Source organism: Lentzea cavernae (assembly GCF_014653695.1).
Lineage (GTDB): Bacteria > Actinomycetota > Actinomycetes > Mycobacteriales > Pseudonocardiaceae > Lentzea > Lentzea cavernae.
Genome location: NZ_BNAR01000010.1, coordinates 141241 through 155398, shown reverse-complemented (window position 1 = coordinate 155398; position 14158 = coordinate 141241). Strand labels below are relative to the sequence as shown.

Below are 14158 nucleotides of genomic sequence, written 5' to 3'. Positions count from 1 at the left end.
GTGGCCGGTGTTGTTTCAGTAGTAGTGACGCAGTTTTGGCCAGAAGGTGTCCCATGGTTCCGTTGGTGCCGTGCACAGCTTTATCTCCGTGCCGTCTTCTTCGTTCTCCACGGGGTTGTGGTGCTGGGCGACGACCTTGCACTCGTTGAACGGCGGCTCGCGGAATCCGACCAGGAGCACCTGCCTGGCGCCGGAGGGTGGAGGTCCCCAGTCGTAGAAGGACATGTGGCCGGAGAAGACGGGGAGTCCGGTGTGGGTTTCGATCGCGCCCGCCTGGCCGTAGTTGCGGGTGATGATGACGGGACGGTCGTTCGCGAGGTGGGTGTCCTGGACGGTGAGGGCCAGTTCGCGCCAGCCGACCTGTTCGCCCTGTTCGGGGTTGATGGCGATGACCGGGGTCAGGGCGCCGGCCGGCAGGACCGGTAGGGAGCCGATCACGGCCGGTGCGACGCTCAACGCCACCAGGACGCTGCCGATCGCCTTGCGGCGCAGCAGCCATTCCTGGGCTTGGCGTGCTCCTGCGGCCATCAGCACGAGGAGCAGCGGGACGGCGTAGTAGGGCTTGCCGCCGGTGATGAGGCACAGGACGCAGAGGATCGGGTAGGCAAGCGCGATCGAGCGGAAGGTCCTGTCGCGCCACAGGTTCCGCAGGCCGATCACCCACACCGGCACCAGGAACGGGGACAGCAGCAGGAGCTGCATGGGGATGAACATGATGCGGTTCTCGGTGCCGTCGTCCTCGCTGATGCCCTGGGCGACGGTGAGCAACGGGAAGTCGTGCAGTGCTTGCCAGATGACGACGGGTGCGGCGAGCACCGCGCACGCCGCGAGGCCGGCGAGGAGCCACCAGGTGCGCAGGACGTTGCGCGGGCCGACGGCGAGGAGTGCGATCGTCATGGACGCCAACAACAAGAGCAGCAGCCACTTGTTGGCGAGGCCCACGCCGGCCGTTGCGCCGAGGGCGAGCCACCAGCGGCCGTCGCCGGTCTTGAGGAGCTTGATCGCGAAGTAGCCGATGAGCACCCAGACCAGCAGGTCGACGGTGGCGGTGGAGAGCATGTGGCCCAGGGCCAGGACGAACGTCGACGTCGCCGAGGCGGCCGCCGCGAAGATCGAGCCGCCGCCCAGTTCCTTCGCGATCAGGGCTACGACGACGGTGGTGGCCAGGGCGAGGGGGGTGGCGATCACGCGGAGTCCGGCGGGGGTCTCGCCGAACAACTCCGTCGTGAGGCGGGCGAGGAGCGGGGTGATCGGTGGCTGGTCGACGTAGCCCCAGTCGGGGCGTTTGCCCGCGGCGATGAAGTAGAGCTCGTCGCGGTGGAAGCCGTAGCGGCCCGACAACGCGGTCAGCACCAACGCCTGCACGGCGAGCACGATCCCCAGCCCACGTCCCATGGACGGACGGTACCCAGCGGGTGCGTGATCAAGTGGTGGTTTTGCGGTACCAGCGCGGGGATGTGGTGATCGGCGGCTTGAGGCTCGCGTTGACCACGATCATGTTCGGGCCCTTCGCCGCGGAGAGGGCGGTCCTGAGGTCGTCGAAGCCGGTGAGGGTGACAGCGGGGATGCCGAAGCTCTCGGCGAGCTTGGCGAAGTCCGGGCGGGTGAGGTCCACGCCGCTGATGGTGTGGTTCGCGATCTGCTGGTCGTAGCGGAGCATGCCGTAGCCGCCGTCGTCCACGAGCACGATGGTGAGCGGGAGGCCCTCCTGTTTCGCCGTCGCGAGATCACCGCATGCGAAGAGGAAGCCGCCGTCGCCGACCACGGCGATCGTGCGGTGGTGGACGGCCGCTCCGATGGCCGCGGGGAAACCGAAGCCGAGCGTGCCCCAGCCGACCGGGTAGGCGAGGCCGCGGGGTCTGGTGACGTGGTGGAAGCCGCCGATCCAGTAGCCGGGGATGCACATGTCGGCGACGATCGTGGCGTCGGTGCCTTCCAGTGCCTGCAACAGTTTCACGGCTTCCGGCGAGTCGGCTTCGGCCAGCGCGCGCACCTCGGTGCCGACCGCCGCCAGGTCGACGCCGGCCTGCTTGGAGGTCACCTCGGCGGCGAGGGCGGCGGTGACGGTGGCCGCGTCGCCTTCCAGCGTGACGTCCGCCGGGTAGTTCTTGTTCGCCTCGGCCTTGTCGATGTTGACGGCCAGCAGGGCGCGCGGCCGCGGTTGCAGCCAGTTCTGGGTCATCATGCCGTCGAAGTCGGTGCCGATGGCGATGACCAGATCGGCGTCGTCCCACAGCTTTCCGACGGGCGGCGCGTGCACTGGACCGCGCACGACGTGAGGGCTGTCCGTGAGGCCGCGCGCGCCGTACGTCGTGATGATCGGTGCCTGCAGCTTGGCGGCCAACGCGCTGACGGCGGTGCCTGCCCCGGACCGTGCCGCACCGCCGCCGGCCCAGATGAGGGGCCTCGACGACTCGGCGACGAGTTGTACGGCTTCGGTGAGGTCGACGGTCGTGTGAGCGGGCTCGATCTTCGTCACGGTGTGGTGCGGGGCTTCGGCGGACAGGAAGTCCGTCGGGACGCCCAGGTACACCGGGCCGTGCGGGCTTCGCAGGGCTTGCCGGACGGCCTTGTCGGTGTGCGCGCCGAGTTGCTGAGCGGACGGCACGTCGAACGACGCCTTGGTGACGGACGCGAACATGGCCTTCTGGTCGCGTGTCTCGTGCAGGACGCCGCGGTGGACACCGGGCCGGCGGAGCGTCGACGGGATGTCCGTGGCGATCACGAGCACCGGGCTGCCGGACGCCCACGCCTCGCCCGTGGCGCCCAGGGTGTTCGCCGCGCCGGGCCCGGTGGTCACCACCGCCACGCCGAGCTTGCCGGTGGCGCGTGCGTAGCCGTCTGCCGCGTAGACCGCCGTCTGCTCGTGGCGCACGCCGATCATGCGGATGCCCGGATTCCGTTGCAGTGCCTCCCAGATCGCGAGGTTGTGCACTCCTGGCAGGCCGAACACCACCTCGACGTCGTGCGCGGCCAGCACTTCCAGCAACCTCTCGGCACCCCTGGGCATGCGTCCGACGCTAAAGCCCGTTCACCGGGTGGGCAACGAGTGCGGAGCAGCTCTGGTGCTCAGCGTCAGCGGTGCTGTGAACGTTCCGGGCCGGGGAATGGTCTTCTGGATCGTGCAACGGAATTCGAGCGGGGGTTTTCGCTTTGTCGAGTGAATTGTCCGCCGGTCCCTGAATTGTTTTCGCATGTGATTGACATGTGAACCATGTGCGGCAAGTGATTCTTGTGCCACGATGTGCGGCGACCGCACGACCTGGGGGTGGAGATGCTGTACTTCGGTGGGCTGTTCGGAGTGCTGATGCTGGGACTGACGATCTTCGCCGTGGTGGACGTCATCACGACGGATGAAGGCTCGGCGCGCAATCTGCCGAAGTTGTTGTGGCTTCTCCTGGTCCTGCTGTTCCCGTTGGTGGGGTCGATCGCCTGGCTCGTCGCGGGCCGTCCGGTGGGGACCGGGCGCGCGCGTTTCGCGGCACACGAGCGCGGCGCTCCTGCCTTTCCCGAGTACGACCGGCCGGGACGTTTCTCGGCCACCGATGCTGACGACGACCAGGAGTTCCTGCGCCGCTGCCGTGAGCGCGCGGAGGAACAACGACGCAAGGGACGCGAGAACCAGTGAGGATTGTCCTGCTGTTCTTAGTTGTTCTGCTCGCCGGTTGTGGCGGAAACGCGCAAATGGCGGCACAACCCCCCTCCCCGCAGACGTCCACTTCGGACAGGCTGGCGCCGGCCGACTTCCAGGCGCGCTGGTGGACCTGGGCCTCCCAGCCCTCGAACAGCAACCCCGTCTCCGACACCTCCGGGCGCTACTGCATGCGCGACCAGCCCGTCGAGGTCTGGCTGCTCGCCGGGTCGCTCGGTGAGGAGCCCGTCGAGCGGCAGTGCCGGGTCCCCGCCGACAAACCGTTGCTCGCGCCCGTCGTGAACCTCGCGAGCGACATCGCCTCCTGCGAGACGTTCATGAAGAGCGCGCAGGGCGAGGTGCTGGTGGACGGTTCCACCCAGACGCTCACGAAGGTCTCCGCCACGCCGTTCACCTACGTTGCCCGCGCGGGCAACCCGTACGGCGCCCAGACGGGCCGGATCAACTCGGTCGGGTGCGGCCTCTACGCGTGGATCCCCGCTCCCGCGTCCGGTGAGCACGAGCTCGTGATCCGCGGGTCGGCGGGCGGCAGGGCGGTCGACGTCAAGTACAAGCTGATCGTGGGCGCCGACTAGAAAATCAGGTGCGCCGGTCCGGTACCGTGGTTCCTGGCGTCCGAGCAGACGTGAGGCTGGAGCCGCTCCCCGGCAGTGAGCGGCACTCTCCGCCGCAGTGTTCAGCAACTCCTGCTCGCCGAAGCGAACCGACCACGTAGACGCGTGACACATGCGTCCTTGTCTTGCCGAGCCGGGCGGCGGAAACGAGGACTGCTGTCATGGCACGTCTGTCCACCACGGACCAGCTGGCCGATCTGCGGCGCACCTACACGGGCGAGAACCTGTCCCAGGCGGTTCCCGCCGTCCGCGACGGTGACACGCTGCTGCCCGAAGCGACCACCGACGCCCAGCGCCGGCTCGAGGCCGAGGTGCTGCTCGCGGGCTGCGCCGCGGCGAGCATGCTCCAGCTGATGCCGCCCGCGAGCATCATCAGGCCCGCCCACGCGTTCCGGACCGTGGAACCGGGGGAGCCCCTCAAGCTGCACCTGGGCGACCGGGCCCTCGGCCCGCTGCTGTTCGAACTGCTGCCGCGCACCGAGGGCGGCTTCGGCATGGGCGTCGCCGGTCTCGGGCACCGCCAGTACCGGCGCTCGGCCGAACTGACCACCGGAGATGCCGGGGTCGTGCTGGCCGGGGTCGACGAGCAGGCCTGGAACCTGGGCATGCGCTACGTGCGCTGGATGCACGAGCACCGCGGTGTCGAGTACACCGACGGCGGCGGCAACGACGACGAGGTCGCGGAAGCGGCCACTGGGAGCGCCCTGCTGCGCCGGGTACACCTGTGGCATGACGCGAGCTGGTTGCGAGCACTCCCGATGGGCGGGACCTGGTTCGTCGAGTGGGCGGGCGGTCCTGCGGAGGACGAGATCCGGCAGAAGCTCGGCCACCCGGACTTCGGGACTACCCGCCCCGTCACGCTGCGCCGCATCGACGCGCCCACCGAGGACGTCGAGGAGGGCATGCGGAGCTATCCGTGGCCTGAGGAGTTCGTGTCTGCCGTCACGGCTGGTGAGCCTGATCAGCGGCCTGACCGCCGGTAGACTGCGCTTTCGCCCGCAGGAACGATCGTCAGGAGGACCCCGGTGACCCAGCAGGCTGCCGAGGCCCAGTCCGATGCCACGCGCAAGGCCCCCCGCGTGCTCGTCGCCGAGGACGAGGCGCTGATCCGCCTCGACCTCGTGGAGATGTTGCGCGAAGAGGGCTACGACGTGGCGGGCGAGGCCGCAGATGGTGAAGAGGCCATCAAGCTCGCGACCGAGCTCGACCCCGATCTGGTGATCCTGGACGTCAAGATGCCCAAGGTCGACGGGATCGAGGCGGCGCAGCACATCGCGGGCAACAGGATCGCGCCGGTCGTGATCCTCACCGCGTTCAGCCAGCGCGACCTGGTCGAGCGCGCCCGCGACGCGGGTGCGATGGCCTACCTGGTCAAGCCGTTCGCCAAGCGGGACCTCGTGCCCGCGATCGAGCTGGCGATGAGCCGGTTCAGCGAGCTGGCCGCGCTGGAGCAGGAGGTCGCCGGGCTCACCGAGCGACTGGAGACCCGCAAGACGGTGGAACGGGCCAAGGGCATTCTCATGACCAAGCAGGGTCTGAGCGAGCCGGAGGCGTTCCGGTGGGTGCAGCGCACCGCCATGGACCGCCGCACGACGATGAAGGCCGTCGCAGAGGCCGTCATCGAGAACTTCGGCTGAGTCAGCGTCAGCTGAGCTCGAGTCACACGGAGTCCGTCTGCCGCCCCGGATCGTCGGGGCGCAGGCGGACTTCGACGTTGTGGCCACCCTTCAGCGAGAACCTCGGCTCGTGCCGGCCGTCTACGCCGCCGGGAATCGTCGCGGTCGCCGCGAGAGAGCTGTCGACGTACGCCTCGAAGCCCGCTAACGGCGCCACTGAACGCGCCGGAGTGGCGTCGAGGGTGATTACCAGCGCCACGTCGTTCGGGGTCACACGGACGAACTCAGCCGTCATCACGGGCAAAACGGACGCCGTCTTGCACGACGCGCACATCGTTATCTGTCAGCACCGCTTCGAATCGATGCAGAACGCCTGCTCCGCGCGTTCCGGGGCCGCGGAGTCGTCCACCACGACACGGATCGCATCAGCAGGAGGTATGGGTCCGAGGTGATCCGGGCTTCCGGAGCCCGTGGTCTCGGGCGATGCGACGAGTGTTCCGGCAGCCTCGTACCCGGCCGCGCCGTCCACGGGCGGGCCATTGGACTCGTCCGTCGCTGCTCCATACGGAGGACGGCGGGCTGAGCGGGGGCGGTCGAGTGGAAACCTCGACGAAATCTGCCGTGTACTTGGTCGAGCGAACGGCCCCCGAGCTGGGCTTCTTCGAGGCATCATCGGTAGGGCGCAACACCGGCACGGCCGCCGCCTGAACCGCGGCCGCGGCGATCGCGGTGATCACTCGGCGACGCGGAGTCATACGTCCACGTTATGGCAGCCGTCCAAAGAGTGAACGAAGGTTACAGTCTGTGAGATTGCTTAAGTAAAACATAACGCCGAGTTGCGTTATGGTCACGAGCCCATTGGCTTTGATGACTGCGGTCACAGTCATCGCCTAGGTTCCGGCCATCCCTCAGGAGAGGGTGATGGAGCGGCGCGCGGAGATCTCGCGTGGCCGGGAGCAGGGATATAGGAGGGACATCACGTGCGTAAGCACTCTGTGAAGTCCGCAGCGATCGTCGGCGCCTCGCTGCTTGTTCTTGCAGCCTGTGGCTCGAACAAGACCGAGGGCGGCGGCACCACCGGGGGCAGCTGCGACACGTCGAAGGGCACTCTGACCGTCGGTGTTGTCGCCCCGTTGTCCGGGAACCTGTCCGCTCTCGGCGTCGGCATCAAGCAGTCCGCCGAGCTCGCCGTGGACGAGGCGAACAAGAAGTGCACGGTTCCGGGCTTCAAGCTGACCGTGTCCGCCCAGGACGACGAGGCCAACCCCGCCAAGGGTGCCCAGGCCGCCACGAAGCTGTCGACCGACCCGAACGTCGTGGGTGTCGTCGGCACGCTGAACTCGTCGGTCGCCCAGACCGTGCAGCCGATCCTGCGGGACAAGAAGATCCCCCAGGTGTCGCCCGCCAACACGAACCCGTCGCTCACCAGGGGCAACGACTTCCTGACGGCCCCGAAGCGGCAGTTCGACAACTACTTCCGCGTCTGCACCACCGACGACCTGCAGGGCCCGTACGCGGCCAACTACCTCGTCGAGAAGGCCGGCAAGAAGAAGATCGCGATCATCACCGACGGCAAGACCTACGGTGATGGCCTCGCGGCCGAGCTGTCGAAGCAGGTCGCCAAGAAGGGCGGCACGATCGTCGGCACCGAGAAGGTCGGCGAGAAGGACACCGACTTCTCCGGCGTCATCGCCAAGATCAAGGCTCTGGCCCCGGAGGCCGTCTACTACGGCGGTGAGTACCCGGTCGCCGGCCCGCTGTCCAAGCAGATGAAGGACGCCGGTCTCGACGTTCCGGTCATGGGCGGCGACGGCATCTTCGACGGCAAGTACATCGAGCTCGGCGGCAAGGAGGGCGACCTCGCCACCTCCGTCGGTGCCCCGACCGAGTCCCTGGCCACGGCCAAGGCCTTCGTCGACGCGTACAAGGCGAAGTTCGGCAAGGAGGACTACGCCGCCTACGGTGCGTTCTCCTACGACGCCGCGAACGCGATCATCGGTGGTCTGGCCAAGACCGTCGAGGGTGGCACCTGGGACGAGTCGAAGCGTGACGCCATGCTGACCAACGTCGGTGCCTACAGCGGTTCCGGCGCCACCGGTGCGGTCAAGTTCGACCAGTACGGCGACAGCACGAACAAGGTCCTGACCGTCTACTCGGTCACGTCCGGCAAGTGGAAGGACGTTCAGACCGGCGAGTTCACCGGCTGATCGACTACCTGATCACTGATTGAAGACACGGCGGGGGCGGGCGTTGTTTGCTCGCCCCCGCCGTCTACGGAGGTAGTCGTGTCAGTCCTGCTCCAACAGCTGGCCAACGGGGTCATTCAGGGTGCGTTGATCGCCCTGATCGCCCTGGGGTACACGATGGTGTACGGCATCATCCAGCTGATCAACTTCGCCCACGGCGAGGTTTTCATGGTGGCCTCGTACGGAGGCCTCGCCACGTTCACGCTTCTTCCTGACGACCTCAAGAAGTCGCCTGCCGTGGCCCTGCCGCTCATGTTCGTCGGCGGCATCGCGGTGGCGGTCCTCGTCGCCGTGATCATGGAACGGTTCGCCTACCGGCCGCTGCGCAACGCACCCCGGCTGGCACCGCTCATCACAGCGCTCGGCGTGTCCGTGTTCCTGCAGGAGGCTGTGCGCGTCTTCTACCCGAACGCCAAGTCCAACCTGCCGTACCCGAAGGTCTTCCCCGAGGGCAACCTGACGATCGGCTCGGTCAACATCTCCTGGACCGGCATCCTGCTCGTCGTGCTCTCGGTGGGACTCGCGGTCATCCTGCAGACCTACATCAACCGCTCCCGCATGGGACGCGCGATGCGAGCCACCGCGCAGGACCCCGACACCGCGAAGCTCATGGGTGTCAACCCCGACCGCGTGATCGTGCTGACGTTCATCATCGGCGCCGTGCTGGCCGGTGTCGCGGGCATCATGTTCGGCGGCTACCTGAACAACATCAACATCGACATGGGCTTCCAGAACGGCATCTTCGCCTTCACGGCGGCCGTCCTGGGCGGCGTCGGCAGCATCCGCGGTGCGGTCATCGGCGCGTTCATCATCGGTCTGATCAAGACCGTCGCCGGTCAGTACATGCCGGGTGGCACCCAGTACGACTACGTCTGGATCTTCGTCGTGCTGATCCTCGTGCTCGTCTTCCGCCCGCAGGGTCTGTTCGGTGAGCCGGAAAGGGTGCGCGCATGAGTACGGTCGACACTTCTTCTGGCAAGCGCTCAGCGCTCGCGCCCCTCGGCAAGCCGTTCGCGGCCGCCGGTGGCGTCCTGGGCATCGTCGCGGCGCTGCTGCCGTGGGTCACGTTCACGCTCAACGACGGCAACTGGCCGGACAAGTCGACGCTGCAGTTCTTCGACGCGCCGTTCCTGGTCACCGGTTTCCGCTGGCACCTGCTGGTGCTGGGAATCCTCGTCCTCGTCGCGGCCTTCGCGCCCGTCCCGTCCAAGGGCCGGGTCGTCCGGGCGCTCGGCTGGGGCCTCACCATCGTGTCGTTCGTCAACGCCGCGTACATCACGGTCAAGGGCGGCGGCCTCGGCGCCATCACGGCTCTTGACGGTGCCACGGCGTTCGGCGGCGTCGTCGGCCTCATCGCCGGCGTGCTGACGATCCTCGCGGGGTACGGCATCGGCATCGAGCCGGTGGGCGAGTGGAAGTTCAAGGTCTCCACCCCGGTGGCGTACCTGGTGCTGCTGGTGTCCTTCGGCGCGGTGCTCTACGCCGTCGCCGCGATGCTCACGACCGGTGGCGTCGGCTCCGCCAACCCGTACGCGGGTGCGATCTTCCTGTCGTTCCTCGGGTTCGCCGGCGGTCTGCTCGCCGCGCTGAGCGGCGTCGGGTTCGTCCGCTGGATCTCGGTCCTGTCGGAACAGCACCGCGTGTTCAGCGTGATCGTGCTGGCGGCGTGCGCGCTGCTGCTGCCGTTCACCGAGGCGGGCAACGAGTACTGGATGACGGTCGCGGCGAACATCGGCATCTACGCCGCCACCGCGATCGGCCTGAACATCGTCGTCGGCCTCGCGGGTCTGCTCGACCTCGGGTACGTGGCGTTCATGGGCATCGGTGCCCTCGTGGCAGCGAACTTCTCCGGTGCCGCCACCGCGTACTTCGGCTTCGACCTGCCGTTCCCCGTCGCCGCCGTCATCGCGGCCGTCGTGGCCGGCATCTTCGGCGCCATCGTCGGTTCGCCGACGCTGCGGGTCCGCGGTGACTACCTGGCGATCGTGACGCTGGCGTTCGGTGAGATCTTCACCCGCTCCGCGCAGAACGACATCGGTGGCTTCACCAACGGCTCCAACGCCATCCCGGGCATCCCGGCGCTGTCGTTGTTCGGTGCCGAGTTCAACAAGTCGTTCACCATCGGCGCGGTCAAGCTGCCGGCCGGTGTCCTGTACTACGTCCTGATCGTGCTGCTCGTCGCGGCGACGATGGCGGTGTTCGCGAACCTCAAGTTCAGCCGCATCGGCCGCGCGTGGATCGCGATCCGCGAGGACGAGGACGCCGCCCGCGCCATGGGCATCCGCACCGGCAAGATGAAGATCCTCGCGTTCCTCATCGGTGCCATGCTCGCGGGTCTCGCGGGCGCGGTGTTCGCGCACAAGAACGGCACCGTCTCGTACGAGTCGTTCAAGTTCCTCGAATCGGTCACGCTGCTCGCGGCGGTCATCCTCGGCGGCATGGGCTCGATCCCCGGCGCCGTTCTCGGTGCCGCGCTGCTGTTCGTGCTGCCCGAGAAGCTCCGCGACTTCGAGGACTACCGCCTCATGATCTTCGGCCTCGCGCTGATCCTGATCATGCGGTTCCGGCCGGTCGGCCTGATCCCCGATGCGCACAGGCGCGCTGAGATGGTCGAACGCGCCGACGAGAACGCCGATGAGGCGCATTTGGAGGCGAAGAAGGCATGAGCACGCCAGTTTTGGAGGCGCGCGACGTCTCGATGGTCTTCGGTGGCCTCAAGGCGTTGAAGGGCGTCACCCTGACGCTCGAGGAAGGCAAGATCGTCGGCCTGATCGGCCCGAACGGCGCGGGGAAGACCACGTTCTTCAACTGCCTGACGGGTCTGTACACGCCGACCACCGGGCAGGTGCTGCTCAAGGGCAACGTCCTGCCCGGCGACCCGGCGAAGGTGACGGACGCGGGCGTGGCCCGCACGTTCCAGAACATCCGCCTGTTCCCGAGCATGACCGTGCTGGAGAACGTCATGGTCGGCCGGCACGTGCGGATGAAGCAGGGCCCGCTGGCCTCGCTGTTCCACGGTCCCGCCTACCAGCGCGGTGAGAAGGCGGCCCGCGAGCGGTCGCGGGAGCTGCTCGCGTTCGTCGGCCTGAACAACGTCGAGGACGAGCTCTCGCGCAACCTCCCCTACGGCGACCAGCGCCGTCTGGAGATCGCGCGTGCGCTGGCGACGGACCCGGCGGTGCTGCTGCTGGACGAGCCCACCGCGGGCATGAACCCGCAGGAGACGGAAGCGACGCAGGCGCTGATCTTCCGCATCCGCGAGACGGGTGTGTCCGTCGTGGTCATCGAGCACGACATCAAGTTCATCTTCGGTCTGTGCGACTCGGTCTCCGTGCTCGTGCAGGGCGAGCTGCTCGTCGAGGGCAGCCCCGAGGTCGTGCGGGCGGACCCGCGGGTGGTCGAGGCGTACCTCGGCAAGCCGCCGGAGGAAGTCCAGCACGACGTCGAGGCCGCCGCTGCTGCTGAGGAGGAGCAGGCATGACCGCGCTGCTCGAAGTCCGCAACCTCTCGGTCTCCTACGGGGCGATCGAGGCCGTCCGCGACATCTCGTTCACCGTCGAGGCCGGCCAGATCGTGTCTCTGATCGGCTCGAACGGTGCGGGCAAGACCACGACCCTGCGCACCATCTCGGGTCTGTTGCGGCCGACCAACGGCGAGATCCTGTTCCAGGGCAAGCCGATCCACAACGACGCGGCGCACGCGATCCTCGGTGAGGGCATCGCCCACTGCCCCGAGGGCCGCCGGCTCTTCCCGCGGATGACCGTGGAGGAGAACCTGCAGCTCGGCGCCTACGTCCGCAAGGACGACGGCGTCGAGGCGGACATCCAGCGCGTGTACGACCTGTTCCCCGTGCTGGGGGAGCGCCGGCAGAACAAGGCCGGCCTCTTCTCCGGTGGTGAGCAGCAGATGCTGGCCATCGGCCGCGCGATGATGTCGAAGCCCCGCCTGCTGATGCTCGACGAGCCCTCGATGGGTCTCTCGCCGATCATGACGCAGAAGATCTTCGACACCATCAAGGAGCTGCAGTCGCTCGGCACCACCATTCTCCTGGTGGAGCAGAACGCCCTGGCGGCGCTGGCGTTGTCGGACCACGGGTACGTGATCGACCTCGGCAAGACCACTCTGGACGGTCCGGGGCACTCGCTCCTGGCCGACCAGCGGGTGCGCGACGCGTACCTGGGCGAGGCTCACTGAGGTTTCTGCTTGTGAGAGCGGGGTGGAGGACCTGGTCCTCCACCCCGCTTTCGTTCACCCGCGGGGAGGTCGGCCGAGCAGGGCGAAGGGTCGGCCTCCGCCCTGCCCTCTGTGCTCCGGCCGGCGCGCCGCCGTCAGGTGCGGTCGAAGTCGGCCAGGATCTGCGGCAGGGCCAGCTTGGCGGCCTTGCCGTGGTCCACGTCCGCGCCGAGGTCGATGAGCGTGCTGCGGGCGTGGTGCTGCTTGAGGCGCTGGTCGCAGTACGCGGAGGTCTCCAGCAGCGTGTCCTTGTCGCCCGCCGAGGAGTAGATCTTCACCGGGACCCGGGGACGCCAGTCGCAGTAGCTGTCGGCCTCGCGGAGCTTTGCGCGCAGGACGCCCGTGGGGTGCCGCATGCGCTGGAGGTAGGAGTCGGTCAGGAGCTCTCGCATGGTGGCGGGAAGGTGCTGGAAGATCTCCTCGTTGCGGTGCTCGCCGTCGAAGAGCGCTTCGACCGACGGGTCGCGGAAGACCTCGGCCGGGGTGTCGTAGAGGTCGAAGAGGCGGTTCCAGGCCACTGTCCAGTACGCCATGTACGCGACGCCGTTGGCGATCTCGTCGTTCAGCGCCCTGGCCACCAGCAGGCTCGGCTTGAACGGGCCGCCGATCGGAGCCAGGGCGCCCACCTCCAGGCGTGGGTCGGCGCCGCGCTCCAGGGCCTGGCCCAGCGCCATGGCCGCGTGGCCGCCCTGGGAGTGGCCGGTGATCATGACGCGCCGCTCAGGGCGCAAGCCCTTCGACGTGGCGTAGGAGCGGGCTGCTCGCAAGGCGTCCATCGAGGCCGTGACCGTGGACGGGGCGTCCACGTACGGGTGGAGGCCCGGGCCGGTGCCCAGGCCCAGGTAGTCCGGGGCCGTGGTCAGGTAGCCGGCCGAGGCGAAGAGGTAGGTGGCGGCCCTGTCGTTGCCGTCCGCCACCGAGGCCACGGAGCCCCGGTAGCCGGTGGTGCCGTGCAGCCACGTCACCTGGCGCGGCGATCTGTCGCCGTTGCGCGGCAAGGCGATCAGGGCGCTGGCCGTCGTCGGTTTCCCGAAGGCGTCGACGGTGCGGTAGGTGATCCGCTTCGCCTCCACGGCGAAGCGGACGCGCGAGGCGTCCAGGGAGCGGTCCGCCAGGTACGTGGCCAGCTGCCCGGTGTCCATCGTGGACACCGGGACGACGTCGAGGAGCTCGCCGCGAGCCGTGCGGGCGGACGCGGTGGCCGGGACCGAGGCCGCGGCCAGCGCTCCGCACAGGACCGCCGCCGTCAGTCGGGTCGTGAGGGTCATGCGGTCCACGATCTCGGGCTGATCTTGGTCGCGCACTGGGGCTGACCGCACAACAGGGGTGTGGTTCACCCCAGTGTTCAGGCGCCGGGCGGCTTGGGGCGCAGGAGACAGGTGAGGCGGGCGGTGCAGGTGCGCTTGCCCTCCTCGTCGGTCACGACGATCTCGTAGGTCGTCGTGCTCCGTCCCAGGTGGATCGGGCGGGCCACGCCGGTGACGACGCCCTCGCGCGCCGCCCGGTGGTGGGTGCAGGACAGCTCGAGCCCGACGGCGATGAGGTCGAACTGCGCGGCGTGCATCGCGGAGGCGATCGAGCCCAGCTGTTCGGCGAGCACCGCGTTCGCGCCGCCGTGCAGCAGACCGAACGGCTGGCGGTTGCCCTTGACCGGCATCGTGCCGGTCATCTCCTGGACATCCCATCGGGTGATTTCGATGCCCATCCGAGCGTGCAGTTGCTCGTCGGCGAACTCGATTGGCAGGTCGAAGGTCACGCGGGCTCCCAAAATGGCCGAACGCAGTGCTCGGGGCTCAA

14 protein-coding genes are annotated in these 14158 nt (G+C 68.3%); 9 read left to right on the top strand and 5 right to left on the bottom strand.

The window, feature by feature from the left end; all coding sequences use genetic code 11:
* Nucleotides 1–15: 15 nt before the first annotated feature.
* Together IE307_RS29735 and IE307_RS29730 are read right to left on the bottom strand one after the other, a co-directional pair.
* Complete coding sequence (locus tag IE307_RS29735; RefSeq protein ID WP_191302693.1) at nucleotides 16–1395, bottom strand: glycosyltransferase family 39 protein; 1380 nt, start codon at nucleotides 1393–1395, stop codon at nucleotides 16–18.
* Between the two features lie 28 nt (nucleotides 1396–1423).
* Complete coding sequence (locus tag IE307_RS29730; RefSeq protein WP_191302692.1) at nucleotides 1424–3010, bottom strand: thiamine pyrophosphate-binding protein; 1587 nt, start codon at nucleotides 3008–3010, stop codon at nucleotides 1424–1426.
* Nucleotides 3011–3274: 264 nt separating this feature from the next.
* Here IE307_RS29730 and IE307_RS29725 point away from each other — a divergent pair, with 264 nt between their 5' ends.
* The 4 genes from IE307_RS29725 (at nucleotide 3275) to IE307_RS29710 (ending at nucleotide 5903) form a co-directional block, all read left to right on the top strand.
* Complete coding sequence (locus IE307_RS29725) at nucleotides 3275–3628, top strand: PLDc N-terminal domain-containing protein (RefSeq protein ID WP_191302822.1); 354 nt, start codon at nucleotides 3275–3277, stop codon at nucleotides 3626–3628.
* A gap of 56 nt (nucleotides 3629–3684) precedes the next feature.
* A complete protein-coding gene (locus tag IE307_RS29720) occupies nucleotides 3685–4227 on the top strand; it encodes a signal protein (protein WP_191302691.1) in 543 nt (180 codons plus the stop codon).
* A gap of 200 nt (nucleotides 4228–4427) precedes the next feature.
* A complete protein-coding gene (locus IE307_RS29715; RefSeq protein WP_191302690.1) occupies nucleotides 4428–5249 on the top strand; it encodes a hypothetical protein in 822 nt (273 codons plus the stop codon).
* A 42-nt stretch (nucleotides 5250–5291) separates the two neighbouring features.
* Nucleotides 5292–5903, top strand: coding sequence for an ANTAR domain-containing response regulator (locus tag IE307_RS29710; protein ID WP_191302689.1), 612 nt, complete (start codon nucleotides 5292–5294; stop codon nucleotides 5901–5903).
* A 22-nt stretch (nucleotides 5904–5925) separates the two neighbouring features.
* Here IE307_RS29710 and IE307_RS29705 read toward each other — a convergent pair whose 3' ends face one another.
* Nucleotides 5926–6177, bottom strand: a complete 252-nt coding sequence (locus IE307_RS29705) for a hypothetical protein (RefSeq protein ID WP_191302688.1) — start codon at nucleotides 6175–6177, stop codon at nucleotides 5926–5928.
* Nucleotides 6178–6862: 685 nt separating this feature from the next.
* On the opposite strand from IE307_RS29705, the gene IE307_RS29700 reads away from it, so the two are divergent.
* From IE307_RS29700 to IE307_RS29680, 5 genes are all read left to right on the top strand, one after another.
* A complete protein-coding gene (locus IE307_RS29700; protein ID WP_229905198.1) occupies nucleotides 6863–8089 on the top strand; it encodes a branched-chain amino acid ABC transporter substrate-binding protein in 1227 nt (408 codons plus the stop codon).
* A gap of 78 nt (nucleotides 8090–8167) precedes the next feature.
* Entirely contained in the window at nucleotides 8168–9082 is a 915-nt protein-coding gene (locus IE307_RS29695) for a branched-chain amino acid ABC transporter permease (RefSeq protein ID WP_191302687.1), read from the top strand.
* A complete protein-coding gene (locus tag IE307_RS29690; RefSeq protein ID WP_191302686.1) occupies nucleotides 9079–10794 on the top strand; it encodes a branched-chain amino acid ABC transporter permease in 1716 nt (571 codons plus the stop codon). Before IE307_RS29695 ends, IE307_RS29690 begins: the two co-directional genes overlap by 4 nt.
* Nucleotides 10791–11609, top strand: coding sequence for an ABC transporter ATP-binding protein (locus tag IE307_RS29685; RefSeq protein WP_191302685.1), 819 nt, complete (start codon nucleotides 10791–10793; stop codon nucleotides 11607–11609). The genes IE307_RS29690 and IE307_RS29685 overlap by 4 nt, the downstream gene beginning before the upstream one ends.
* Complete coding sequence (locus IE307_RS29680) at nucleotides 11606–12322, top strand: ABC transporter ATP-binding protein (protein WP_191302684.1); 717 nt, start codon at nucleotides 11606–11608, stop codon at nucleotides 12320–12322. Before IE307_RS29685 ends, IE307_RS29680 begins: the two co-directional genes overlap by 4 nt.
* Before the next feature lie 134 nt (nucleotides 12323–12456).
* Here IE307_RS29680 and IE307_RS29675 read toward each other — a convergent pair whose 3' ends face one another.
* Nucleotides 12457–13629: an alpha/beta hydrolase family protein gene (locus IE307_RS29675; RefSeq protein ID WP_191302683.1), complete on the bottom strand. Its 1173-nt coding sequence runs from the start codon at nucleotides 13627–13629 to the stop codon at nucleotides 12457–12459.
* A 77-nt stretch (nucleotides 13630–13706) separates the two neighbouring features.
* Nucleotides 13707–14066, bottom strand: coding sequence for a hotdog fold thioesterase (locus IE307_RS29670; RefSeq protein WP_191302820.1), 360 nt, complete (start codon nucleotides 14064–14066; stop codon nucleotides 13707–13709).
* Nucleotides 14067–14158: the final 92 nt, after the last annotated feature.